The 20,917-nt window shown below is 62.6% G+C and carries 22 protein-coding genes; 11 read left to right on the forward strand and 11 right to left on the reverse strand.

All coding sequences use genetic code 11. The annotated features are described in order from the left end of the window. Positions 1 to 29: 29 nt before the first annotated feature. The 6 genes from A9D60_RS15950 to A9D60_RS15975 all read right to left on the reverse strand — a co-directional run bounded on the left by A9D60_RS15950 (position 30) and on the right by A9D60_RS15975 (position 6,860). On the reverse strand, positions 30 to 1,709 hold the full coding sequence (locus A9D60_RS15950) for an ABC transporter permease (protein ID WP_065268508.1): 1,680 nt from the start codon (positions 1,707 to 1,709) through the stop codon (positions 30 to 32). A gap of 159 nt (positions 1,710 to 1,868) precedes the next feature. Then, complete coding sequence (locus tag A9D60_RS15955) at positions 1,869 to 3,086, reverse strand: phenylacetate--CoA ligase family protein (RefSeq protein WP_065268675.1); 1,218 nt, start codon at positions 3,084 to 3,086, stop codon at positions 1,869 to 1,871. A 17-nt stretch (positions 3,087 to 3,103) separates the two neighbouring features. Then, positions 3,104 to 3,952 carry an ABC transporter ATP-binding protein gene (locus A9D60_RS15960; protein ID WP_065268509.1) on the reverse strand — a complete coding sequence of 283 codons (849 nt, stop codon included), beginning with the start codon at positions 3,950 to 3,952 and terminating at the stop codon, positions 3,104 to 3,106. Positions 3,953 to 4,069: 117 nt separating this feature from the next. Next, positions 4,070 to 5,353, reverse strand: coding sequence for an ABC transporter substrate-binding protein (locus A9D60_RS15965; protein WP_065268510.1), 1,284 nt, complete (start codon positions 5,351 to 5,353; stop codon positions 4,070 to 4,072). A 92-nt stretch (positions 5,354 to 5,445) separates the two neighbouring features. Further along, a complete protein-coding gene (locus tag A9D60_RS15970; RefSeq protein WP_065268511.1) occupies positions 5,446 to 6,522 on the reverse strand; it encodes a branched-chain amino acid ABC transporter permease in 1,077 nt (358 codons plus the stop codon). Between the two features lie 74 nt (positions 6,523 to 6,596). Beyond that, positions 6,597 to 6,860, reverse strand: coding sequence for a hypothetical protein (locus A9D60_RS15975; protein ID WP_065268512.1), 264 nt, complete (start codon positions 6,858 to 6,860; stop codon positions 6,597 to 6,599). A gap of 102 nt (positions 6,861 to 6,962) precedes the next feature. On the opposite strand from A9D60_RS15975, the gene A9D60_RS15980 reads away from it, so the two are divergent. After that, positions 6,963 to 7,295 (forward strand): SHOCT domain-containing protein, encoded by a 333-nt coding sequence (locus A9D60_RS15980; protein ID WP_065268513.1) that lies wholly within the window; start codon positions 6,963 to 6,965, stop codon positions 7,293 to 7,295. A 27-nt stretch (positions 7,296 to 7,322) separates the two neighbouring features. On the opposite strand, the gene A9D60_RS15985 is transcribed toward A9D60_RS15980, so the two are convergent. Beyond that, positions 7,323 to 8,309: a branched-chain amino acid ABC transporter permease gene (locus A9D60_RS15985; RefSeq protein WP_065268514.1), complete on the reverse strand. Its 987-nt coding sequence runs from the start codon at positions 8,307 to 8,309 to the stop codon at positions 7,323 to 7,325. Between the two features lie 102 nt (positions 8,310 to 8,411). Further along, positions 8,412 to 9,230, reverse strand: coding sequence for an ABC transporter ATP-binding protein (locus A9D60_RS15990; RefSeq protein WP_029204703.1), 819 nt, complete (start codon positions 9,228 to 9,230; stop codon positions 8,412 to 8,414). Between the two features lie 88 nt (positions 9,231 to 9,318). Here A9D60_RS15990 and A9D60_RS15995 point away from each other — a divergent pair, with 88 nt between their 5' ends. Further along, the gene (locus A9D60_RS15995) at positions 9,319 to 9,504 is read left to right on the forward strand and encodes a hypothetical protein (protein WP_019295098.1); all 186 of its coding nucleotides are present in this window, start codon (positions 9,319 to 9,321) and stop codon (positions 9,502 to 9,504) included. 53 nt (positions 9,505 to 9,557) lie between these two features. Here the strand turns inward: A9D60_RS15995 and A9D60_RS16000 are convergent, their stop codons facing one another. Next, a complete protein-coding gene (locus tag A9D60_RS16000; RefSeq protein WP_065268515.1) occupies positions 9,558 to 11,522 on the reverse strand; it encodes an AMP-binding protein in 1,965 nt (654 codons plus the stop codon). Between the two features lie 456 nt (positions 11,523 to 11,978). Here A9D60_RS16000 and A9D60_RS16005 point away from each other — a divergent pair, with 456 nt between their 5' ends. From A9D60_RS16005 to A9D60_RS16020, 4 genes are all read left to right on the forward strand, one after another. Then, a complete protein-coding gene (locus tag A9D60_RS16005) occupies positions 11,979 to 13,880 on the forward strand; it encodes a hybrid sensor histidine kinase/response regulator (protein ID WP_065268516.1) in 1,902 nt (633 codons plus the stop codon). After that, positions 13,877 to 14,593 (forward strand): response regulator transcription factor, encoded by a 717-nt coding sequence (locus A9D60_RS16010; RefSeq protein WP_065268517.1) that lies wholly within the window; start codon positions 13,877 to 13,879, stop codon positions 14,591 to 14,593. The genes A9D60_RS16005 and A9D60_RS16010 overlap by 4 nt, the downstream gene beginning before the upstream one ends. A gap of 65 nt (positions 14,594 to 14,658) precedes the next feature. Next, positions 14,659 to 15,057, forward strand: coding sequence for an MAPEG family protein (locus A9D60_RS16015; protein ID WP_065268518.1), 399 nt, complete (start codon positions 14,659 to 14,661; stop codon positions 15,055 to 15,057). 41 nt (positions 15,058 to 15,098) lie between these two features. Then, positions 15,099 to 15,326: a WGR domain-containing protein gene (locus tag A9D60_RS16020; RefSeq protein ID WP_065268519.1), complete on the forward strand. Its 228-nt coding sequence runs from the start codon at positions 15,099 to 15,101 to the stop codon at positions 15,324 to 15,326. Positions 15,327 to 15,397: 71 nt separating this feature from the next. Here the strand turns inward: A9D60_RS16020 and A9D60_RS16025 are convergent, their stop codons facing one another. Continuing rightward, positions 15,398 to 16,597 carry a hydantoinase/carbamoylase family amidase gene (locus tag A9D60_RS16025; RefSeq protein ID WP_065268520.1) on the reverse strand — a complete coding sequence of 400 codons (1,200 nt, stop codon included), beginning with the start codon at positions 16,595 to 16,597 and terminating at the stop codon, positions 15,398 to 15,400. Between the two features lie 143 nt (positions 16,598 to 16,740). On the opposite strand from A9D60_RS16025, the gene A9D60_RS16030 reads away from it, so the two are divergent. The 5 genes from A9D60_RS16030 to A9D60_RS16050 are packed head-to-tail and all read left to right on the forward strand — an operon-like array spanning position 16,741 to position 20,493. Further along, complete coding sequence (locus tag A9D60_RS16030) at positions 16,741 to 17,391, forward strand: histidine phosphatase family protein (protein ID WP_065268521.1); 651 nt, start codon at positions 16,741 to 16,743, stop codon at positions 17,389 to 17,391. 21 nt (positions 17,392 to 17,412) lie between these two features. Continuing rightward, on the forward strand, positions 17,413 to 18,027 hold the full coding sequence (locus A9D60_RS16035) for a glutathione S-transferase family protein (protein WP_065268522.1): 615 nt from the start codon (positions 17,413 to 17,415) through the stop codon (positions 18,025 to 18,027). 11 nt (positions 18,028 to 18,038) lie between these two features. Continuing rightward, positions 18,039 to 19,091, forward strand: a complete 1,053-nt coding sequence (locus A9D60_RS16040; RefSeq protein WP_065268523.1) for a saccharopine dehydrogenase — start codon at positions 18,039 to 18,041, stop codon at positions 19,089 to 19,091. Then, entirely contained in the window at positions 19,088 to 19,354 is a 267-nt protein-coding gene (locus A9D60_RS16045; protein ID WP_065268524.1) for a SemiSWEET family sugar transporter, read from the forward strand. The genes A9D60_RS16040 and A9D60_RS16045 overlap by 4 nt, the downstream gene beginning before the upstream one ends. Next, positions 19,351 to 20,493, forward strand: a complete 1,143-nt coding sequence (locus tag A9D60_RS16050) for a saccharopine dehydrogenase family protein (protein WP_065268525.1) — start codon at positions 19,351 to 19,353, stop codon at positions 20,491 to 20,493. The genes A9D60_RS16045 and A9D60_RS16050 overlap by 4 nt, the downstream gene beginning before the upstream one ends. A 71-nt stretch (positions 20,494 to 20,564) precedes the next feature. On the opposite strand, the gene A9D60_RS16055 is transcribed toward A9D60_RS16050, so the two are convergent. Next, positions 20,565 to 20,888, reverse strand: coding sequence for a DUF3775 domain-containing protein (locus tag A9D60_RS16055; protein WP_039193284.1), 324 nt, complete (start codon positions 20,886 to 20,888; stop codon positions 20,565 to 20,567). Positions 20,889 to 20,917: the final 29 nt, after the last annotated feature.

Raw genomic sequence — 20,917 nt, forward strand, 5'->3', positions numbered from 1 at the left:
CTGGCAAGAATTTTCCAAAATTCTTGCGCCTACCGCCGCCGACCCACCTGGCGGCAGATCAGGATCACCGGCAGCAGCCCCACCGCCATGATCACCAGCGACGGCACAGCGGCGCCCTCCAGCCGCTCATCCGCCGCCAGCCTGTGCGCCTGCACCGCCAGCGTGTCGAAATTGAAGGGCCGCATGATCAGGGTTGCGGGCAGTTCCTTCATCACATCCACAAAAACAATCAGCAGCGCCGTCAGCAGGCTGGGTGTCAAGATCGGCAGATGCACCCGCCGCAGCATTCCCATCGGCCCCTGCCCCAGCGACCGGGCCGCTGCATCCATGTTGGAATGCATCGTCGCCTGACCACCCTCATAGGCGCCAAGAGCCGCCGCCATGAACCGCACGCCATAGGCGGCCACCAAAAGCCAAATCGAGCCGGTGACCAGCAGTCCGGTGCGGATCCCGAAACTCTCCCGCATCCAGGCATCCAGCGCATTGTCAAAGGCTGCGAAAGGCACGATCAGCCCCACCGCGATCACCCCACCCGGCACCGCATAGCCCAGCCGTGCAAAATAGGCCGCAGCAGCAGACACCCGGCCGGGCCGCAACCGCTGGTAAAAGCCCAGGCATACCGCCGCCGTTACGGTCAGCACTGCTGCCGCCGTGGCCAGGGTGATCGAATTGGTTGTGAAATCGATGTAACGGCGGCTGAACAGGTTCTGCTCGGAGTCAAAGCTCATCGTAAACAGCACCGCTACCGGCAGCAGAAACCCCAGCACCACCGGAACCGCACAAAAGAACACGGCCACCGCCGCCTTGATGCCGCCCAGTTCGGCCGGCGCCATTTGGTTGTGGTGCTTGCCCGCGTGGTGGTATTTCGCCCGCCCCCGCGTGGCCCGCTCCACCACCGCAAGCGTCAGTGCAAAGCCCAAAAGGCACAGCGCCAACTGCGCCGCGCCGCCGCGGTCGCCCAGCGAGAACCAGCTGGTGTAAATCCCGGTGGCAAAGGTCTGCACACCGAAATAACTGACCGTGCCAAAATCCGCGATGGTCTCCATCACTGCCAGAAGCACGCCCGAGGCAATGGCCGGCCGCGCCATCGGCAGGCTGATCAGCCAGAACGCCTGCCAGGAATTCTTGCCAAGCGCCCGCGCAGCCAGAAAGGCACCGGCGCTCTGCTGCATGAAGGCCGCCCGCGCCAGCAAATAGACATAGGGATACAGCACCAGCACCAGCATCGCCGCCGCCCCGCCAGTGGAACGGATCTCCGGGAACCAGTAATCCCGCGGGCCCCAGCCCGTGACCTCACGCAGGGTGGACTGCACGATGCCGGGATGGTCCAAGATATGGGTATAGGCATAGGCCAGCACATAGGCCGGAAAGGCCAGCGGCAGCACCAGCGCGACTTCCAGCAGCCGGGCACCGGGGAACCGGGTCATCGTCACCAGCCAGGCGGCGCCTGTGCCGATTGCAAAGGTGCCTAGCGCCACCAGCGCCACCAGCACCAGAGTGGTCAGCGAATAGCCCGGCAGCACGGTCCCGGCCAAGTGGCTGATCGTCTCCGTGCCGCCGAACGCCGCCGCCAATGCCACTGCCACCATTGGCAGCAGGCAGGACAGCGCCACGGCCCAAGCCAGCACGGCAAAGACACCTCCGCCGGTCCTGCCGCCGCGGCGGCGCCCGTGTGGCGCGTATTCTATGGGATCATTGGCAGCGGTCATTTGCGGCGGTCTTGGGTCCGGCGTAAGTCTCTCGGCACTCTATTTCGACTATTCCAGTCAGAAATTCCAGCCGGAAAGCGCGGCCCCGCTCTTTAGTCCCTCAAAACAGAAAACGGGCGCCCGCATCCGGCGCCCGTGCTTGCCTGCAATACAGACGGTTCAGTCGTAGGTCCGCTGATCCTCGATCACCAGCCCGTCCTTGGGCAGCGCATCCGGCGCCACCACTTCGACCTTGCCCTTGAGCTTCAGCACCTCGGCAACCGACCGGGCAAAAGCTGTCTCATCCCCGCCCTTGGCTTCGATCTGCACGGTCATCGCGTCCATCTCGCCATCGCGGCTGGCAATGACACGCGCCTTGACGATCTCGTCATGCTTTTCAACCAGCGCCGCAACCTGCTCCGGGCGCACAAACATTCCCTTGATCTTGGTCGTCTGATCGGCCCGGCCCATCCACCCCTTGATCCGCATGTTGGTGCGGCCACAGGGCGAGACCCCCGGCATCACTGCCGACAAATCGCCGGTGGCAAAGCGGATCAGCGGGTAATCGGGATTGAGCGTGGTCACAACAACCTCGCCCACCTCACCCGGTGCCACCGGATTGCCGGTGCCGGGGGTAACGATCTCGACGATCACATGCTCGTCGACAATCATCCCCTCCATCGCCGGGCTTTCATAGGCGATATTGCCCAGATCGGCGGTGGCATAGCACTGCAAGCAGGAAATCCCGCGGTCCAGGTACTCCTGGCGCAAGCTGGGAAACAGCGCGCCGCCCCCCACTGCGGCCTTGGAGAACATCAGCTCCACGCCCATCGCGTCCGCCTTGTCCAGGATCACCTTCAGGTAGTCCGGCGTCCCGGCATAGGCGGTAGCGCCCACGTCATGCGCCGCCGTCACCTGCAGCTCGGTCTGGCCGGTGCCGGCAGGCAGCACCGCGGCACCGACAGCCCGCGCCCCGTTTTCAAAGATCATGCCGGCAGGCGTCAGGTGATAGCCAAAGCAGTTCTGCACCACATCACCCTGGCCGATGCCTGCCGCATGCAGGAACCGCCCCATCCGCCACCAGTCGCCGTCCACCCCGCCCGGCTCGTAGATCGGGCCGGGGCTTTGGAAGATATGGGCAAAGCCGGTCGCAGGCTTGACGGTGAAGCCGCCAAAGGGCGGATTTGCCGCCTGGGCGCGGCTCAGTTCGGATTTGCGCAGCACCGGCAGCGCGGCCAGCACCTCCACCGAGGTCACGGCTGCGGGGTCCACCCCGTCCAGCATCCCGGCATATCCCGGCGCGGACTTTGCGCGGGCAATCTGCTCCGGCAGCGCCTGGGCAAGGCCGGCTGCGCGTTCGTCATCGCTGCGGGTCTCTAACGTGTCAAAAAAGCTCATCACATCATCTCCCCGCATCAGCTCAGCCACCTCTTGCGGCGGCGGTAGGACCGCACGTCGCGGAAGCTCTTGCGCCCTTCGTCCGACATGCCGAGGTAGAATTCCTTGACGTCCGGGTTCTCCCGCAGCTCTGCTGCAGGCCCGTCCATCACCACCCGGCCGGATTCCAGGATGTATCCGTAGTGCGCATAGCGCAGGGCGACATTGGTGTTCTGCTCCGCCAGCAGGAAGGTCACGCCTTCCTGTTCGTTGATCGACTTCACGATCTCGAAAATCTGCTCCACCAGCTGCGGCGCCAGCCCCATCGAGGGTTCGTCCAGCAGGATCGTCTCCGGCCGCGACATCAGCGCGCGGCCCATCGCCACCATCTGCTGCTCGCCGCCCGAGGTATAGCCTGCCTGCGATTTGCGGCGCTCCTTCAGGCGCGGGAAGTAGTGATAGACCATTTCCAGGTCTTTCTGGATGTCGGCACCGCTGTCGCGGCGGGTATAGGCGCCGGTCAGCAGGTTTTCCTCCACCGTCAGGTGCTCAAAGCAGTGGCGGCCTTCCATCACCTGGATGACGCCCTTCTTCACCAGCTCCGCCGGGTCCTGCTCATGCACATGCGCACCGCGGTATTTGATCGAGCCCTTGGTGACCTCGCCGCGTTCCGAATGCAGCAGGTTTGAGATTGCCTTCAGCGTCGTGGTCTTGCCGGCCCCGTTGCCGCCCAGCAGCGCGGTGATGCCGCCCTTGGGCACATTCAGGCTCACGCCTTTCAGAACGAGGATCACGTGATTGTAGATCACCTCGATATTGTTGACCTCCAGCAGGGTCTCGGCCTGCACATCGGCAGTGGCGGCGTCGGTGTTCGCTGCATCCAGCATCAAAGCGTGTCCTCATACCTGTCCCGGTTCTTGTCCGGGACCCTGTTTGCGCAGCGCGGCGGCTCCCCGCCGCGCGGGTTGTCCCCGGCCCCGCCAAGGCAGGGCCGGAAGGAGCCCTTATTTACAGCCGGGCTCGATGTTGTTTTCAGAGGCGTAGGCAGCCGAGTCTTCTTCGACCAGCTTGCCGATCACTTCGGTATCGGACGGTTTGAAGTCCGAAATCAGCGACCAGGTCTTGCTCTCCGCATCCCACTGGGTCACGCCCACCAGGCCGGGGCCACCGTGGTTTTCGCAGGAGACGTTGAAGCTCGGGCCGAAGTTCGGCATCCCCAGCGCAGCCATTTTCGCCTCGTCGATCACCAGCGCTTCCATTCCGTCGCGCATCATCGCCGGGGTGATGTCCGCGGTGCCGTGGATTTCCTGCGCGGTCTTGGCGGCTTCGGCGGCCAGCATCGCCGCGTACATGCCGCGGTTATAGAGCACGTTGCCAACCTGATCGCCGGCACCTGCGGCCTTGCCAGCATCCACGACATATTTCTGGATATCGTCAAACACCGGGAAATCGCGGCCCACGTTGTGGAAGGTCACCGCCTTGTAGCCGTCGGCCTTGTCGCCTGCCGGCATCACGTCATGCTCGGCACCGGACCACCACACACCGATGAAGTTTTCCATCGGGAAGCGGATGTTGGCAGCTTCCTGGATCGCCACCTGGTTCATCACGCCCCAGCCCCACATCACGACATAATCGGGACGGTCGCGGCGGATCTGCAGCCACTGAGATTTCTGCTCCTGGCCCGGGTGATCCACCGGCAGGGCCACCAGCTCAAAGCCGTGCTTCTTGGACAGCTCCTCCAGGGTGCGGATCGGCTCCTTGCCATAGGCAGAGTTGTGATAGACCAGCGCAATCTTCTTGCCGCTGATGTCGCCGCCATTGGATTCCAGCAGGTAGTTCACCACGCCCGAGGCGCCGTTCCAGTAGTTGGCCGGGTAATTGAACACATGGCTGAACACTTCGCCGTTGGCAGCCGAGGTGCGGCCGTAACCCATGGTGTGCAGCGGGATGTTGTCCGCGGTCACTTTGGGGATCAGCTGATAGGTGATGCCGGTGGACAGCGGCTGATAGATCAGCGCGCCCTGGCCCTTGGTGGACTCGTAGCATTCCACACCCTTCTCGGTGTTATAGCCGGTCTCGCATTCGATCACCTTGGCCTTGACGCCGCCGATGCCGCCGTCGCGCTCATTCAGCAGGGTGAAATAGTCATTGTAGCCGTCCGAGAACGGGATGCCGCCCGCCGCATAAGGCCCGGTCCGGTAGCTGAGGTCAGGGAACACCAGGTCCGCCATTGCCGGACCGGCCGCCATCGCGGCGCCCAGCGCCAGTGTGGTCAGTGTCTTTTTCATCGGCTTAAATCCTCCCTTTGGTCTTATCCGATGGTTTCCAAAAACGGGGGTGGTCTTGCTTTTCTCCCCGCCAGCTCTCAAGGCCGCCCCCATCAGTGCGGGAAGGGCCACAGTCTCAGTTTCTCCTTGGCGACGCGCCACAGCTGCGCCATGCCGTGCGGTTCCGCGATCAGGAAGACGATGATCAGCGCCCCCACGATCACCAGCTGGAAATGCGCCACGATGTCGGTGGGCCAGTTCAGCAGGTCAACGCCCACCACTTTCAGGATCACCGGCAGCAGCACCAGGAAGGCGGCTCCGGCAAAGGAGCCGAAGATCGACCCCAGCCCGCCCAGGATCACCATGAACAGCACCAGGAATGACTTCTGGATGCCAAAGGCTTCGCCGACCTCAACCGCTCCCAGGTACACCGCAAAGAACAGCGCGCCGGAGATGCCGATGAAGAAACCGGAGACCGCAAAGGCTGTCAGTTTCGCCTTCAGCGGGTTCACCCCAATGATCTCGGCAGCGATATCCATGTCGCGGATCGCCATCCAGGTCCGGCCCACGGTGCCGCGGGTCAGGTTGCGGGCAACCAGCGCGCAAACAGTCAGAAAGATCAGGCAGAACAGATAGGTGGCCCAGGCCGGCGCATTGGGGCCGGTGATGATGATGCCGAAGGTATCACGCTCCGGCGCGTTGATCTGGCCGGAGGCCGAGTAGTTGTAGAACCACGGCACCCGGTTGAACAGCCACACAAGGAAGAACTGCGCCGCCAGCGTTGCCACCGCCAGGTAGAAACCTTTGATGCGCAAGCTCGGCAGGCCGAACAGCACACAGACAAACGCGGTAATGCCGCCCGCCAGGATCACATGAATGAACATGCTGACCTCCGGGAAGGCGGTCATCAGCTTATAGCAGGCATAGGCCCCCACAGCCATGAACCCGCCGGTGCCAAGGCTGACCTGCCCGCAGTAACCGACCAGGATGTTCAGCCCGATGGCCGCGATCGAATAGATCAGGAACGGCAGCAGGATTGCATTGGCCCAGTAATCGTTGATCAGGAAGGGGATGAGGCCGAACGCAACCGCCAGCACCACGTAATAGCGGTAGCGGTCGAACTTGATCGGAAACGTCTGGCTGTCATCGGCATAGGAGACTTTGAAATCCCCGGCTTCACGGTAGAACATGTCTCAGATGCTCCCTTTCTGTTGCGCGTTGGCACTCTTGCCTGCGCGGATACTGTTGCTGGTTGCGGCGGCGCTCATTCGATCTGCCCCCACTGGGCCTGCGCCGCGTCGCGCTGTTCGCGCGTCATCCGGTTCGAAGGTTTGGCATAGCCGCTGCGTTCACTGCCGCGCACCAGCCGCAAATAGGCGATGATGCCGGTGATCAGCCCGGCCGAGGCCAAGAGCGCCGCAGTCACCACCTGGGTCTCGCTGTAGCTTTCCGCCGACAGCGCCAGGTAGCCAAAGGCCCAGAACCCGGCCCAGGCAATGACGTTGATGACGGCGATCAGCTTGGTCATGCCGCACCCCCGGCGTTAACCACTTTGTCAGATTTCCGGGCTTGGACACATTTTGCCCACTTCTTTGTGGAACCCTGTTGGCGGGTAGAGTGAGTGGAACCAATGACCGTGATTTTCGAGGAAATCCGGCGGCTGGAGGCCGCGCGGAAGAAGGGCGACATATCCGAGGCCGAATTTGCTAAGGCCAAGGGCCGGCTGCTGGAAACGGTGGAAGACGCAACTGTGCTGCCGCCCTTTGAGTTCGAAGCGCCGCGGCGGCAGGCTGCCAATACCGGGCCCGGCCCCTGGGGGACGGTGCTGATCGGGCTCTTAGTGGCCGCGCTGCTGACCTTTGTGGCCGGGCAGCTGATCGGCAACATCACCATTGCCTTCACCCTGGTCGCCACGGTCTGCGCCGCCATCGTTGTCGCCGCCTTCCGTCGGCTCGAGGGCTGAGCGTGCCGGGAGCAGATCATATGAGCCTCAGACCCGCTCAATGATCTTCTCCCCGAACAGGCCCTGCGGACGGAACACCAGGAACAGCAGCGCCAGCACATAGGCAAACCAGTTCTCCGTCGCACCGCCTACCAGCGGGCCGACCGCGAATTCGAACAGCTTTTCACCCACGCCGATGATCAGCCCGCCGACAATGGCGCCGGGGATCGAGGTGAAGCCGCCCAGCATCAGCACCGGCAGCGCCTTCAGCGCGATCAGCGACAGTGAGAACTGCACGCCGGACTTGGTGCCCCAGACAATGCCCGCGACCAGCGCCACGAAACCTGCGACCGACCACACCAGAACCCAGATGAAGTTCAGCGAGATACCGACAGACAGCGCCGCCTGGTGGTCATCCGCCACCGCGCGCATGGCCCGGCCCTGCTTGGTGTACTGGCTGAAGGCCACCAGACCCGCCACCAAGAGCGCCGCAATCACCGTCGCCACGATATCCAGATTGTCGATAAAGAAGCCGTAGCCGAAGATGTTGAAGGTGGTCTCGTCGATCCACAGGTTGATGCCCTGCGGCAGACCGACGTCCAGCGTCTTGATCTCGGAGCCCCACATCAGGTCGGCGACGCCTTCCAGGAAATAGGCCAAACCGATCGTGGCCATGAACAGGATGATCGGCTCCTGCCCCACCAAGTGTTTCATCACCAGCACCTGCACCAGCCACGCCAGCAGCACCATCACCGCAACCGTCAGGGCAATTGCCACGGCGCCCGGAACATTCCATCCGAAGTGGGTGATGTGGCCGCCAAAGACCGCGTTGATCAGATGCGAAAACGGCACCTGACCCTGCATGATCCCCACCAGCGTCATCGCCGCAAACAGCGCCAGAACGCCCTGGGCATAGTTGAAGATGCCGGAAGCCTTGTAGATCAGGACAAACCCCAGCGCGACCAGCGCATAGAGAACGCCCGCCATCAGGCCATTGAGCGTCACTTCCATCGCAAAGACGAGTTGTTCGGGCATTAGAGGCTCTCCTCGGAATTCTGCGCTGCGGCGGTGCACAGGGGGTGCACAGGGGGTGTACGGGTGTCACCCTGCCGGAGCTGGGTGTTGCTGCGGTGCAACTCAGTCATGGCTGACCCCCAGATAGGCGTCGATCACATCCTGGTTATTGCGCACCTCATCCGGGGTGCCGTCGCCGATTTTCTTGCCGTAATCCATCACCACGACCCGGTCGCTGAGGTCCATCACCACACCCATATCGTGCTCGATCAGGGCGATGGTGGTGCCGAACTCGTCGTTCACATCCAGGATGAAGCGGGACATGTCCTCCTTCTCCTCGACGTTCATGCCGGCCATCGGTTCGTCCAGCAGCAGCAGCTTCGGTTCCGCCGCCAGTGCACGCGCCAGCTCGACCCGTTTCTTCAGGCCATAGGGCAGCCGCGCCACTGGGGTTTTGCGGATGTGCTGGATCTCAAGGAAGTCGATAATCCGCTCCACAACCTCGCGGTTCTCGGTCTCTTCGGCTTCCGCCTTCCCTTTCCACAAGGCCTGCGAAAACAGGCCTGTTTTCATATAGTTAAGACGGCCCGTCATAACGTTGTCCAAAACGCTCATGCCCTCGAACAGCGCGATGTTCTGGAAGGTTCGGGCGATGCCCTGGCGCGCCACCTCATAGGGGCGCATCGGCGGGCGTTTCTTGCCGTGGAACAGAACTTCGCCTTCCTGCGGCACATAGAAGCCTGAGATCACGTTCAGCATCGAGGACTTGCCGGCACCGTTCGGGCCGATGATCGCGCGGATCTCGCCCTCGCGGATGTCAAAGGAGATGTCCTGGATCGCCACCACACCGCCGAAGCGCAGGGTGATGTTCTTCATCTCCATCACCACACCGCCGATGGTGCGGCCGTCGTCAGTCACATAGCTTAAGGAATTGTCAAGCATAACAACGGCCTCCATATTTCTGCCGCATAGAAATTTTAAGATTTCCATGCGATACTTGTTCAAAACGAGCAGCAAGGAGATCGACGTTATGTTCGGCGAACTTGAGCATTCCTGCCTTCTGAAGATGGCACTTGAATGCAAGCAGATGGGCCTCAGCCAATCCGAAAGCCTGGCCTCCATCATGGAGCAGACCCACGGGTTCAGCTCCCCCTTCAAGATCCAGCAGGTGGTCAACACGGCCTACAATCCCGGCCTCAACCCCGACCTGATCTGAGGGTGACCCGGCCTGCCCGGCACGGGGCGGGAATTTATCCGGTGAAACGTGCATCATTCCGCGGCCACCTTGTGAACCGCCCCGGGCTTCACGTCCGCATCGACAATGGTCAGCGTCGCCTTGATGGACCCCTTGCGGCCGTCCTCATAGGTTACTTCCGTCACTGTCGAGACCTTTTCAGAGCCGTCGTAGAGCGCGGTGATGATATCGTCGAACTTCTCTTCCACGATGCGGCGGCGCACCTTGCGGGTGCGGGTCATTTCACCGTCATCGGCATCCAGTTCTTTGTGCAGAACCACAAAGCGGTGCACCTGGCAGCCCGACAGCATCGGGTCCTCGGCCACTGACTTGTTCACAGCCGTCACATGCGAGCGGATGGTTTCCAGCACCTTCGGATGGCCTGCCAGCTCTTGATAGGAGGCATAGGCAATATTGTTGCGTTCCGCCCAGTTACCCACCGCCGTCAGGTCGATGTTGATAAAGGCTACACAGCGGTCGCGGCCATTGCCGAACAGCACCGCTTCCAGGATGTCCGGGTAGAATTTCAGCTTGTTTTCCACATACTTGGGCGCAAACATGCTGCCATCGGCCATCTTGCCCACGTCCTTGGCACGGTCGATGATCCGCAGATGGCCGGAGCCTTCTTCGAAGAAGCCCGCGTCGCCGGTTGCCACCCAGCCCTCGGCATCTTTGGTTGAGGCGGTGGATTCCGGGTTGTTGAAGTATTCGACAAAGGTGCCGGGCGAGCGGTAGTGGATCTCACCGCTGTCGTCGATCTTGATCTCGACCTCCGGCGCCGGCACCCCAACAGTATCGGCGCGGACCTCGCCATCCGGCTGCACAGTGATGAAAACCGTGGCCTCGGTCTGGCCGTACAACTGTTTCAGGTTGATGCCCAAGCTGCGGTAGAAATCGAAGATCTCCGGCCCGATCGCCTCCCCCGCGGTATACCCCACACGGATGCGGCCATAGCCCAGCGTGTCCTTGAGCGGGCCGTAAACCAGCACATTGCCCAGCGCGTATTTCAGCCGGTCCATCAGCCCCACAGGGCGGCCGTCCAGGATGTCGCCGCCAACCTTTTTGGCGTGCGCTAGGAAGTGGTGGAACATCTTGCGCTTCAGGGCACCTGCGTCCTCCATCCGGATCATTACGTTGGTCAGCTGGCCCTCGAACACCCGCGGCGGTGCAAAGAAATAGGTCGGCCCGATTTCACGCAGGTCGGTCATCATGGTGTCCTGGCTTTCCGGGCAGTTCACGCAGAAGCCGCACCAGTAGGCCTGGCCGATCGAGAAGATGAAGTCACCCACCCAGGCCATCGGCAGGTAGGACAGGATGTTTTCGCCTTGGGTCAGTTGATCGAACTCGGAAGAGTTCTTGGCACTTTGGATCACGTTGCGGTTCGACAGCACCACGCCCTTGGGCTTGCCGGTGGTGCCGGAGGTATAGAGCATCACGCAAGTGCTGTCGTAATCCAGCTTGGCCTGCCGCGACTGCAGCTCGCCGATCAGCTCGTCATGGGCGGCGCGGCCTTGATCCTGAATGTGGCTGAACTGGTGCAGCTGGGTGTGGTCGTATTTCCGCATGCCGCGCGGATCGAGGTAGATCATATGCTCGAACTGATGCAGCTGATCCTGGATCTCGATCACCTTGTCGGCCTGCTCCTGATCGCCGACGATCACAAAGCGCGCACCGCAGTGGCCCAGCACATAGGCCATCTCCTCGGCCACCGCGTCCTGATACAGCGGCACCGGCACGGCACCCACCGCCTGCGCAGCAACCATCGACCAGTAGAGGTAGGGGCGGTTGCGGCCGATGATGGCGACGAAATCGCCCTCTTTCACGCCAAGGTTGATGAGGCCCAGCGCCAGAGCCTCGATTTCCTTTGCCGTCTCGGCCCAGGTCCAGCACTGCCAGATGCCGAATTCCTTTTCCCGGTAGGCCGGCGCATTCCCGAATTGCGCCGCATTGCGTTGAAGCAGCGCCGGCAGGGATTGCATACCCTGGGCGCCCGTCTGCATCTGAGCCAACTTTCTCTCCTCCCTTTCCGGCGTTACTGCCGGACTGGCCGCTGCCCGCGGCTCTGGCCCCGATTAGGGACAGCGGCAGAGTAGCCCGTCAACTTTTTCCTGATGTTTTCCCAAATCTTACGAATTGTAACAGCCCAAATCTCCTTGTTTTAAAGACTGTTACACCGGCAGGTCACCCCCCTCTCTAGCTAAACCTTGCGCCGCAGACTAACCAACCGCACGCCTTTGCGCGGGATACGAACGAAAAGGTCTTGTTTCGAATCATCTACCAGAGAGCGTTTTCTGAAACGTTCAGGCCAGCGGGCTTGACGCCCATGAAGCTGCATTCACTCTCCGGCAACCAGAAGGAGACCACCCGCCTTGACGCAAAGGCATCTCAGCCCCCGCGGCCGAATGGCAATTTGCCCTAACACTGCCCCGGTGCTAGCCATGACCCCGGGGAGAGCCATGAACCGGACAAGCAAACAACACGCCGCAATGACCACCGCCGGGCTGAACCTGATCGCCCAGGCACTGTCGATCTATGACAACGACCTGCGGCTGTCGGTCAGCAACCGGCGCTTTCAGGAAATGTTCAACCTGCCGGATCATCTGGTGCAGCCCGGAGCCGCCTTTGCCGAGACTATCCGGTTTCTGGCTCAAGCCGGGGAATATGCTCCGGAAACGGATATCGAGGAGATCGTTCAAAGCCGGGTGGAGCAGGCGCTGGATTTCGTGCCGCATTACCTGGAGCGTGAGCGCCCCAACGGGCAGATGATCTCGATCGAAGGCTCGCCGCTGCCGCAGGGCGGCTGGGTTACGGTCTACACTGACATCACCCGCGCAAAGCGCGCCGAGCAGCTGCTGCGCGCCCGGTCCGAAGAACTTTCCGAGAAGCTGATTACCCATACTGAGGAACTGTCCGCCGCCAACAGGCAGCTGGAGGCCGCCAACACCGCACTCGAAGAGACCAAGCGCCAGCTGACGGAAATTGAGGGCCGCACCCGTTTGACAACGGAAATGATGCCCGCCCATATCGCCCATGTGGATGCCGATGGGTATTACACCTACACCAACCGCCGCCTTAGCGCCGTGTTTCCGGGCCGCCCCTCGGATATTCTGGGTACGCACATTTCGGATGCTTTGGGGGAGGCTGCGTTTGAGCGGATCGAGCCGCATCTGCTGGCGGCCTACAAGGGCGGCAGCCCGGTGTTCGAGTTTACCGAAAGCCACGGCAGCCGCCGCATCAGGGTCGCCTTCACCCCGGACCAGCAGGGCGGCGTCTATATCCTGTCGATGGATGTGACCGAGGAAACCCAGGCCCGAGTGGCGCTGCAGCAGGCACGGCGCCGCGAGATGGCCGCGCAGATGACCAGCGGCCTGGCACATGACTTCTCCAACCTTCTGACCATCATTCTGGGCATGCAGGGCAAGCTGGAGAAGATGGGGCTGGGCGGTGAAGCCAGCGATCTGGTGCAAGGCACCCTATCTGCAGCGCGGCGCGGCGGGCGGCTGTTGAACCGGATTGCCGAGATGACCAGCCAGCGCACCCTGCGCCCGCAGGCGACGGATATGCACGCGCTGCTCGATGAACTGAAAGTGCTGGCGTCGCCCTCGCTGCCGCAAGGGCTGGGGCTCAGTATTCTCGACAACCTGCCGGATCAGGCGCTGCTGCTGGACGCAGGCAAGCTGCAGGACGCGCTTTTGAACCTGATCCTGAATGCCCGCGACGCCTGCGGCACGTCCGGCCAGATCACCGTCAGCGCCCATGCGGTCGGCCAAACCTGGGTCGAAATCACCGTCACCGACACCGGGCCCGGCTTTTCACCGGAAGCCCTGGAAAAGGCGCTGAACCCGTTCTTCACAACCAAGGGCAGCGAAGGATCCGGCCTGGGCCTGCCGATGGTCTACGACATGGCAAAGCTGGCGGGCGGCGACATGCGGATCGGCAATGGCATCTCCGGCGCCGCGATCACGCTGCGCCTGCCATACCGCCCGGCGCCGGATGCGGGCGGCGGCATGGCGCTGCTGGTCGAGGACAGCGAGGAGTTGCGCGCCACCTTCCGCGACATGCTGATCGATCTTGGCTATTCGGTGATCGAAGCTGCCAGCGTGGACGAGGCCTGTGCGCTGACCGCTGACCTGCCGGACATTGCGCTGGTGCTGTCGGACATCATGCTGGAGGGTAGCGCAACTGGTGTTGACCTTGATTCGCGGTTGGACGGCTCCGGCCTGCCCTGTATCCTGATGACCTCTTTGCCTGTCAGCGATCCGCTGTTCCGCAAGGCATTGAAATGCGGCCCGGTTTTGCGCAAACCTTTCACCATCCACCAGCTGTCTGAGCTGATCCAACCGGAGCCCGCCGCATGACATCGCCAACGATGCCTCCCCTCGTCACAATCCTGGATGACGAGCCTGAAATCCGGCAGATCCTGACAGACACGCTGGAGGACGCAGGCTTCCGAACCCAGAGCTTTGCCCGCGCCCGCGAGTTCGAGGCGGCGCTGAACCGGGTCACACCGGACGTCTGCCTGGTGGACCTGTCGTTGCCTGATACCGACGGGCTGGCACTGGTGCACCGGCTTGCGCTCGAACAGGGTGCGGCGGTGATCATCATCTCCGGCCGCGCTCAGGTCCAGGACCGGGTGACCGGATTAGAGCTGGGCGCCGATGACTACATCACCAAGCCCTTTGACCCGGCAGAGGTCGTGGCCCGCGTCCGGGCCCGCCTGCGTGCCGGCCCGCGAACCGCAGCGCCTGCCAGCAACACCGCAAGGTTTGCCGGTTGGACCGCCCATTTCGACCGCTACGTGCTGGAGGATTCCGAGGGCACCGAGACCCCGTTCTCCCATGCCGAAGGTGAAGTTCTGCGGCTGTTCCTGGACAGCCCCAAACGGCTGATCTCCCGCGCACAGATGCAGGAGATGCTGGGCGGCGCCGCCGGTGACAGCTTTGACCGGGCGATGGACGTGCGCATTTCGCGCCTGCGCACCAAGCTGCGCGAAGACCCTAAGAACCCGCGGCTGATCAAGACGATTTACGGCGCAGGCTATATCTTTTTGGGCGATGTGGACTGGGCCTGACCCCGTTCCGGTAGAAATACACCCAGACCGCACTACGCTCCTTTTGATAGGCAAAGGAGCGAAAGATGACGCAGCTGCAGTATTTTACTGCCCTTTCGGGGCTCTGGGTGGCACTGGCTTGGCTGCCCTATATCCTGGACCGGATCATGGTCCGCGGGCTGATGGGGGCCATGGCCAATCCGGGCCCCAGCGATCTGCCGCAATCGCTGTGGGCGCAGCGCGCGCACCGGGCGCATATCGTGGGGGTGGAGCTGTTTGCCGCCTTTGCGCCGCTTTCTGTCCTGGCGATGCTGGTGCTGCCGCCAGAAAATCAGCCCGGCACCCTGGGCCTCACCTTTTTCCTCGGCATGGCTGCGCATTATGTCATCTACGCCATAGGTATCCCAGTCCTGCGCACGCTGGCCTTTGCAGTGGCCGCGCTGTCTTCCGCGCTTCTGGGCCTTGCCCTGCTGGGGGCCGCATAGAGATTCTTGCCCGGGCGAATCACTTGGCATAGAATCAGCCCATGGCCACCTGTCTGCTCTACCGCCAAGCCCCCTCGCGCCCGTCGCGGTTCTACCGCATTGAGCTGGCGATGAACCTGTTTTCCGAAGTCTCCGTGCTGCGGGAATGGGGTGTGGCGGGCGGCAACGGGCAAAGCGTGATCAATATCTACGCCAACCTGCGCGAGGCCTCGCTGGCCGCCGATAAGCACCGCAACCGGATGATCAAGCGCGGTTACGGCCGGGCCTGACCCGCGCCGCACCAGCGGCGCCCGGCCCGACTGTGACGGGCATTCTCCGAATGCCCGTCACAGTCGGGAGTTCACCCGGCCAAGGCCCGGGCTGCGCGGTCAAGCACCTGCAGCCCCAGCACCAGATCCGCCTCGTCTGTGTCTTCATCAAAGGCATGGCTGATGCCGCCAATCGAGGGAACAAACAGCATCCCTGCAGGCATCACTGTCGCCATGTTGGCGGCATCATGCAGCGCACCCGAGGGCATCTTCTTCCATTTTCCCGGTGCCAGCGCCTCCGCGGCGTCCGCCAGCTCCGCTTGAAACCGCGCATCCATCGCCGCCGGTTCGATACCCATCAGCGGGCCAAGCTCTGCCTTTACACCGTGACCGGCCGCAATCTCCTGCGCGGTTTCCTTAATAATATTCTCCATCCGCGCCAGCCGGTCTGCTTCCGCATCCCGCCACTGCATGGAAAACTCCACCCTCCCCGGCACCACGGAGGACGCATTGGGATGCAGCGCCACATGGCCGATGGTCCAGACCGTGGCGGGTGTCACCACATTTGCAAAACGGCTGTTTAGAGCCGCATTGAAGGCTGACAAAGCCTGAAACGCATCCCGGCGCAGGTGCATCGGCGTGGTGCCTGCGTGGTTCTGCCGCCCCTCAAAACTGATCCGCATGTCCCGGATGCCGACGATGTCCGTCACCACCCCGATCCGCAGGCCGGTTTCTTCCAGATAAGGGCCCTGCTCGATATGCATTTCAAGGAACCCGGTGAACCTGTCATGCGGCAGGAAATCCCCAACCAGATCCGCCATCCTGCCGCGCATGTCCGCAAGCGTGTTGCCCTGATCGTCGGCGAACCCTTCCGCCTCTTCCAGTGTCAGCTTGCCGCTCCAGACGTCCGAGCCGGTCAGCACCCCGAACCGCCCCTCCTCATCTTGGAAACTGACGCAGGAAATGGGCGGCCCGCCATCCTCCTTGGCGGCGCGGGCAACCTCCAGTCCGGCAATCACGCCCAGCGCGCCGTCCAGCCAGCCGCCTTCGGGCTGGCTGTCACTATGTGAACCCAGCAGCAGGCTGCGCTCTCCACCCAGACCGAATAAGTTGCCGAGAGGGTCGAAATGCGGCTCTAACCCGGCCTCTTTCATCCGTCCCGCCAGCCACTTGCGCGCAGCGATGTCGGCATCCGAGTAGGCCTGCCGCACAACCCCCTTGCCCGCGCCCGAGGCACCAAAGCTGCGCAGCTTATGCAGGTCATCAAGAAATTTCTGAGGGTCAAGGGGCATGGCAGGTCTCCAATCCGGCAGATGCACACTGCGCCATGTCATTTCCGCCTACAATGAATTTAACAAGGGCTGTTTCACGCCACCCTTTCCTCTGCCTGCAAGCTCCCCTAAGACTCGGCCCGAAACAACGGAGCCGCCCGCCCATGTCCCACATCACGCTGATCCGCCACGGCCAGGCCAACACCGAGGCCCGCGACGAGGCCAGCTATGACAGGCTCAGCGATCTGGGTCACCAGCAGGCGGTCTGGCTGGGTGATCACCTGCGGTCCAGCGGAAGCCATCATCCGCGTATCTATTGCGGCACGCTGACCCGGCATATCGAAACCGCCGCCTCGATGGGCTTTGCAGACCCTGTTCAGGACGCGCGGCTGAACGAGATGGAATATTTCACCCTCGCTGAAGCTATGCGCGATCAGCACGGGCTGCCCGTTCCCGAAGAGCGTGAGGGGTTTGTCGACCATCTGCCTAAGGTCTTTGCCGCCTGGGCCGCCGGCGACATTGCCGAACCTTACGAAAGCTGGGAACAGTTTGAGACCCGTACCCGGCAAGCTTTGGAGGAAATCGCGTCAGGCGACGGTCCGGCCCTCGTGGTGACCTCCGGGGGGCTGATCTCGATGGCATTGCGGCAAGCGATGGGGCTGAACACCGCAGGCATGGCACGGATTGCCCTGGCGGTGATGAACACCTCAATGCACCGGCTGTTCCCGATCGGCGGCCACTGGAGCCCGGTTTTGTTCAACGCGGTGCCGCATCTGGAAGCGCCGGACCGGCATTTTGCCCAGACACATCTCTGAGACACAAACGGGAGGGACGACATGCAGCTCTATTATGCCCCCAATACCATTTCGGTGGCCGTGGCCATCGCACTCGAAGAAGCCGGGGTTGAATACGAGGCGGTGAAAATCGACTTTGCCGCCAAGGAACAGACCAGCGCTGCCTATGCCCAGATCAATCCCAAGGGCCGGGTGCCCGCGTTGGCGGTCGAGGGCGGCATCCTGACCGAGACTGGCGCGCTGCTGGAATACATCGCCGACATGGCGCCGGAGGCGTCCTTGCGCCCGCAGGACCCTGTGCTGCTGGCCCGCATGCGCGAGGTGATGTTTTATCTCGCCTCCACCATGCATGTGAACCACGCGCACCGCTTGCGCGGAGCCCGCTGGGCCAAGGAGCGGACCAGCTGGAAGGACATGCAGAAGATGGTTCCGCAGACCATGGCGGCCTCCTGCGAATACATCAGCCAGTTTGGCCTGCGCGGGCCTTTTGTGCTGGGGGACGAGATCGGCCTCGCCGATTGCTACCTTTACGTGGTTTGCACATGGCTGGAAGGTGACGGGGTGAACGTGGCAGATTTCCCGAAAATCCAGAACTTCATGACGGCAATGGAACAGCGCGCATCTGTGCGCGCGGTCTATGCCAAGGGAATGCTTTGAAGGACATGACAATGACGCATCTGTGGGTACGGGCCGAACAGCGCCCCAACGAAGACCGGGTTGGCCTGACCCCCGAAGGCGCCAAGGCGCTGCTGAACGCGGGCATCAAGGTCACGGTCGAAGAAAGCTCCGTCCGGGCGATCCCGCTTCAGGGATACATTGATGCGGGCTGCGAAATCGCGCCGGAAAACTCCTGGCCCGGCGCGCCTGCGGACGCGATCATCTTCGGCCTCAAGGAACTGCCCGAGGATGGCACCCCGCTGCCGCACCGCCACATCATGTTCGGTCATGCCTTCAAGGGCCAGCATTCCGGCAAGGCGCTATTGGAGCGGTTCAAGGTCGGCGGCGGCACGCTTTATGATCTGGAATACCTGGTCGACGAGACCGGCCGCCGGGTTGCCGCCTTTGGCTATTGGGCGGGCTATGCCGGCGCCGCGGTGACGCTGAAAGCCTGGGCGGCACAGCAGCGCGGCGAGCTGTGCGGGCCGGTTGGTGTCTATCCCGGCAAGGACGCGTTGCTCTCCGATCTGGGTGCAGAGCTGGACGCGCTGAATATGGACCGCCCCACCGCCATCGTGATCGGCGCGCTTGGCCGGGTCGGCACCGGTGCGGCTGACCTCTGCGAGGCAATGGGAATCGCCGTCACCAAATGGGACATGGCCGAAACCGCAAACGGCGGCCCGTTCCCGGAGATCCTGGCCCATGACCTATTCCTGAACTGCATCTTCGCACGCCCGGGCACCCCGGTTTTTGTCCCACGTGAAGCATTGGCCGCGGACCGCAAGCTCACTGCCATTGGCGATGTCGCCTGCGACCCGGACAGCGACTACAACCCGGTGCCGGTTTACGACCGCGCCACCACCTGGGAAACCCCCGCCCTGCGCGTCGCCAAAAACCCGGTGCTCGACGTGATGGCGATCGACAATCTGCCGTCGATGCTGCCGGTGGAAAGCTCCGAGGATTACGCAGCTCAGCTGCTGTCCTCGCTGCTGACCCTCACCGATCTGGACAGCGGCGTTTGGGGGCGGGCCAAGGCCACCTTCCTGGAGCACCTGCCCGAATGACTGCAACCTACATCGGATTTCTGGCGGCCCTTCTCGGCACCATCTGCTGGCTGCCGCAGGCCTGGAAAGCCTGGGCAACCCGGGACACCGCCGGTCTGTCTCTGCCAGCCAACCTGATGTTTCTCGGAACCGTCAGCCTGTGGCTGATCTATGGGCTTCTGGTGGGTGATGCGCCCATCATCCTTGCCAATGCCTGCTCTATCGTCATCGTTCTTGCGATCATCGCGGCAATCCTGAAATACAAGAAAGGGACTGACACATGACTATTCACTGGTGCGGCACCGGCCTGTCGGCGATCCCCGGCCTGCGCCGCCTGCTGGAAGCGGGCCACGACGTGGCGGTCTGGAACCGGACCACCGACAAGGCCCGCGAGGCCGTCGGCGACCTGACCACCAACATACATGCTTTCAGTATCGCCAACCTGGGCCAGATGCTCAGCCCCAAGGATGTCATCGTCTCGATGCTGCCGGGTGACTGGCATGTGCCGCTGGCGGAACTGGCGATCGAACACGGCGCGCATTTCGTTTCGTCCTCCTACATCGCACCGGAAATGCGGGCACTGGACCAGAGGGCCAAAGATGCCGGCGTGTGCCTGATCAACGAGGTTGGCCTGGATCCGGGCATCGACCACCTGATGGCGCATGCGCTGGTGGCGGACTACAAGACCTCCGATGCCTTCGACCCGGCCAACGAGATCAGCTTCATCTCCTACTGCGGCGGTATCCCGAAGACGCCGAACCCTTTCCGTTACAAGTTCAGCTGGTCGCCCTTGGGCGTGCTGAAGGCGCTGCGTTCGCCGTCGAAATCCATCCGCGATTTCAAGGAACTGGATGTCGCCCGCCCGTGGGATGCGATTTCCTCCTACGAGGCGCCGCTGCCCGCGCCGGAGAGCTTCGAAGTCTACCCAAACCGCGACTCGATCCCATTCATCGCGCAGTATGAGTTCGGCGAGGACTGGAAGGTGAAGGAATTCGTCCGCGGCACCCTGCGCCTCAACGGCTGGGCCGATGCCTGGGCGGGTGTATTCAAGGAGGTCGAGACCCTCTCCGGCCCCGAAGGCGACGCCCGGCTCAAGGAGATGTCCGACCAGTTCTGGGCCGAGAACGCCTATGATGAGGGTGAACCGGACCGTGTGGTGCTGTGCGTGGGCCTGAAAGCCGAGAAAGACGGCGCAGAGGCCTGGCACAAGACCTATGTGATGGACGCCTGGGGCGACGAACGCGGCACTGCAATGGCGCGCCTGGTGTCCTATCCGGTGTCCTTTGCCATTGAGGCTGCCATGAACGGCAAGATCGCCGCCGGCGTCCACGCCGCGCCCAGCGACCCTGCCCTGGTCGAAAAGTGGATGGGGGAGATCGGCAAGCTGGCCCAGCATCTCGAGATCGTCGACAGCAAGGCCTGATCGCGGACCAAAAAACAACTGAGGGCGCCGGATTGCGGCGCCCTTTCGCATTGCGATCCTGACCTGCCGGTTCAGCGGCCGATCACGTCGTCCTCTACATCGTTCACATCGATCCCCAGCGCCTCCAGACCGGCCTCCAGATTGTCGGCCAGATGCGGCGTGCCCAGCAAGTAGTCCACGGTCGGCGTGGTCGCTTCTTGCCGGGCGGTATAGATCGCCTCTGCCAGCTCCTCCGGTTCGAAACTGCCGCGGCCGACCCACATGATGCCGACCAGTTCTGATTGCTGGTCCTCGCTCATCCGGTCGATGAAGGCACGCAGCTCACCCTCAGCCCGGCCCAGTTCCCGGGCCATCATCGCCACCTGTGCCACCTTGCGGACTGAGATCTCCAGCATTGCTCCATTCCTTCTGTTCGCAGCCTCAG

The organism is Leisingera sp. JC1, from assembly GCF_001679925.1.
Lineage (GTDB): Bacteria > Pseudomonadota > Alphaproteobacteria > Rhodobacterales > Rhodobacteraceae > Leisingera.

What these genes read in the sequence shown, in the direction of transcription:
- A9D60_RS15950 (WP_065268508.1), bottom strand. Translation starts at nt 1,709, where the DNA reads ATGACCGCTGCCAATGATCCCATAGAATACGCGCCACACGGGCGCCGC.
- A9D60_RS15955 (WP_065268675.1), bottom strand. Translation starts at nt 3,086, where the DNA reads ATGAGCTTTTTTGACACGTTAGAGACCCGCAGCGATGACGAACGCGCA.
- A9D60_RS15960 (WP_065268509.1), bottom strand. Translation starts at nt 3,952, where the DNA reads ATGCTGGATGCAGCGAACACCGACGCCGCCACTGCCGATGTGCAGGCC.
- A9D60_RS15965 (WP_065268510.1), bottom strand. Translation starts at nt 5,353, where the DNA reads ATGAAAAAGACACTGACCACACTGGCGCTGGGCGCCGCGATGGCGGCC.
- A9D60_RS15970 (WP_065268511.1), bottom strand. Translation starts at nt 6,522, where the DNA reads ATGTTCTACCGTGAAGCCGGGGATTTCAAAGTCTCCTATGCCGATGAC.
- A9D60_RS15975 (WP_065268512.1), bottom strand. Translation starts at nt 6,860, where the DNA reads ATGACCAAGCTGATCGCCGTCATCAACGTCATTGCCTGGGCCGGGTTC.
- A9D60_RS15980 (WP_065268513.1), top strand. Translation starts at nt 6,963, where the DNA reads ATGACCGTGATTTTCGAGGAAATCCGGCGGCTGGAGGCCGCGCGGAAG.
- A9D60_RS15985 (WP_065268514.1), bottom strand. Translation starts at nt 8,309, where the DNA reads ATGCCCGAACAACTCGTCTTTGCGATGGAAGTGACGCTCAATGGCCTG.
- A9D60_RS15990 (WP_029204703.1), bottom strand. Translation starts at nt 9,230, where the DNA reads ATGCTTGACAATTCCTTAAGCTATGTGACTGACGACGGCCGCACCATC.
- A9D60_RS15995 (WP_019295098.1), top strand. Translation starts at nt 9,319, where the DNA reads ATGTTCGGCGAACTTGAGCATTCCTGCCTTCTGAAGATGGCACTTGAA.
- A9D60_RS16000 (WP_065268515.1), bottom strand. Translation starts at nt 11,522, where the DNA reads ATGCAGACGGGCGCCCAGGGTATGCAATCCCTGCCGGCGCTGCTTCAA.
- A9D60_RS16005 (WP_065268516.1), top strand. Translation starts at nt 11,979, where the DNA reads ATGAACCGGACAAGCAAACAACACGCCGCAATGACCACCGCCGGGCTG.
- A9D60_RS16010 (WP_065268517.1), top strand. Translation starts at nt 13,877, where the DNA reads ATGACATCGCCAACGATGCCTCCCCTCGTCACAATCCTGGATGACGAG.
- A9D60_RS16015 (WP_065268518.1), top strand. Translation starts at nt 14,659, where the DNA reads ATGACGCAGCTGCAGTATTTTACTGCCCTTTCGGGGCTCTGGGTGGCA.
- A9D60_RS16020 (WP_065268519.1), top strand. Translation starts at nt 15,099, where the DNA reads ATGGCCACCTGTCTGCTCTACCGCCAAGCCCCCTCGCGCCCGTCGCGG.
- A9D60_RS16025 (WP_065268520.1), bottom strand. Translation starts at nt 16,597, where the DNA reads ATGCCCCTTGACCCTCAGAAATTTCTTGATGACCTGCATAAGCTGCGC.
- A9D60_RS16030 (WP_065268521.1), top strand. Translation starts at nt 16,741, where the DNA reads ATGTCCCACATCACGCTGATCCGCCACGGCCAGGCCAACACCGAGGCC.
- A9D60_RS16035 (WP_065268522.1), top strand. Translation starts at nt 17,413, where the DNA reads ATGCAGCTCTATTATGCCCCCAATACCATTTCGGTGGCCGTGGCCATC.
- A9D60_RS16040 (WP_065268523.1), top strand. Translation starts at nt 18,039, where the DNA reads ATGACGCATCTGTGGGTACGGGCCGAACAGCGCCCCAACGAAGACCGG.
- A9D60_RS16045 (WP_065268524.1), top strand. Translation starts at nt 19,088, where the DNA reads ATGACTGCAACCTACATCGGATTTCTGGCGGCCCTTCTCGGCACCATC.
- A9D60_RS16050 (WP_065268525.1), top strand. Translation starts at nt 19,351, where the DNA reads ATGACTATTCACTGGTGCGGCACCGGCCTGTCGGCGATCCCCGGCCTG.
- A9D60_RS16055 (WP_039193284.1), bottom strand. Translation starts at nt 20,888, where the DNA reads ATGCTGGAGATCTCAGTCCGCAAGGTGGCACAGGTGGCGATGATGGCC.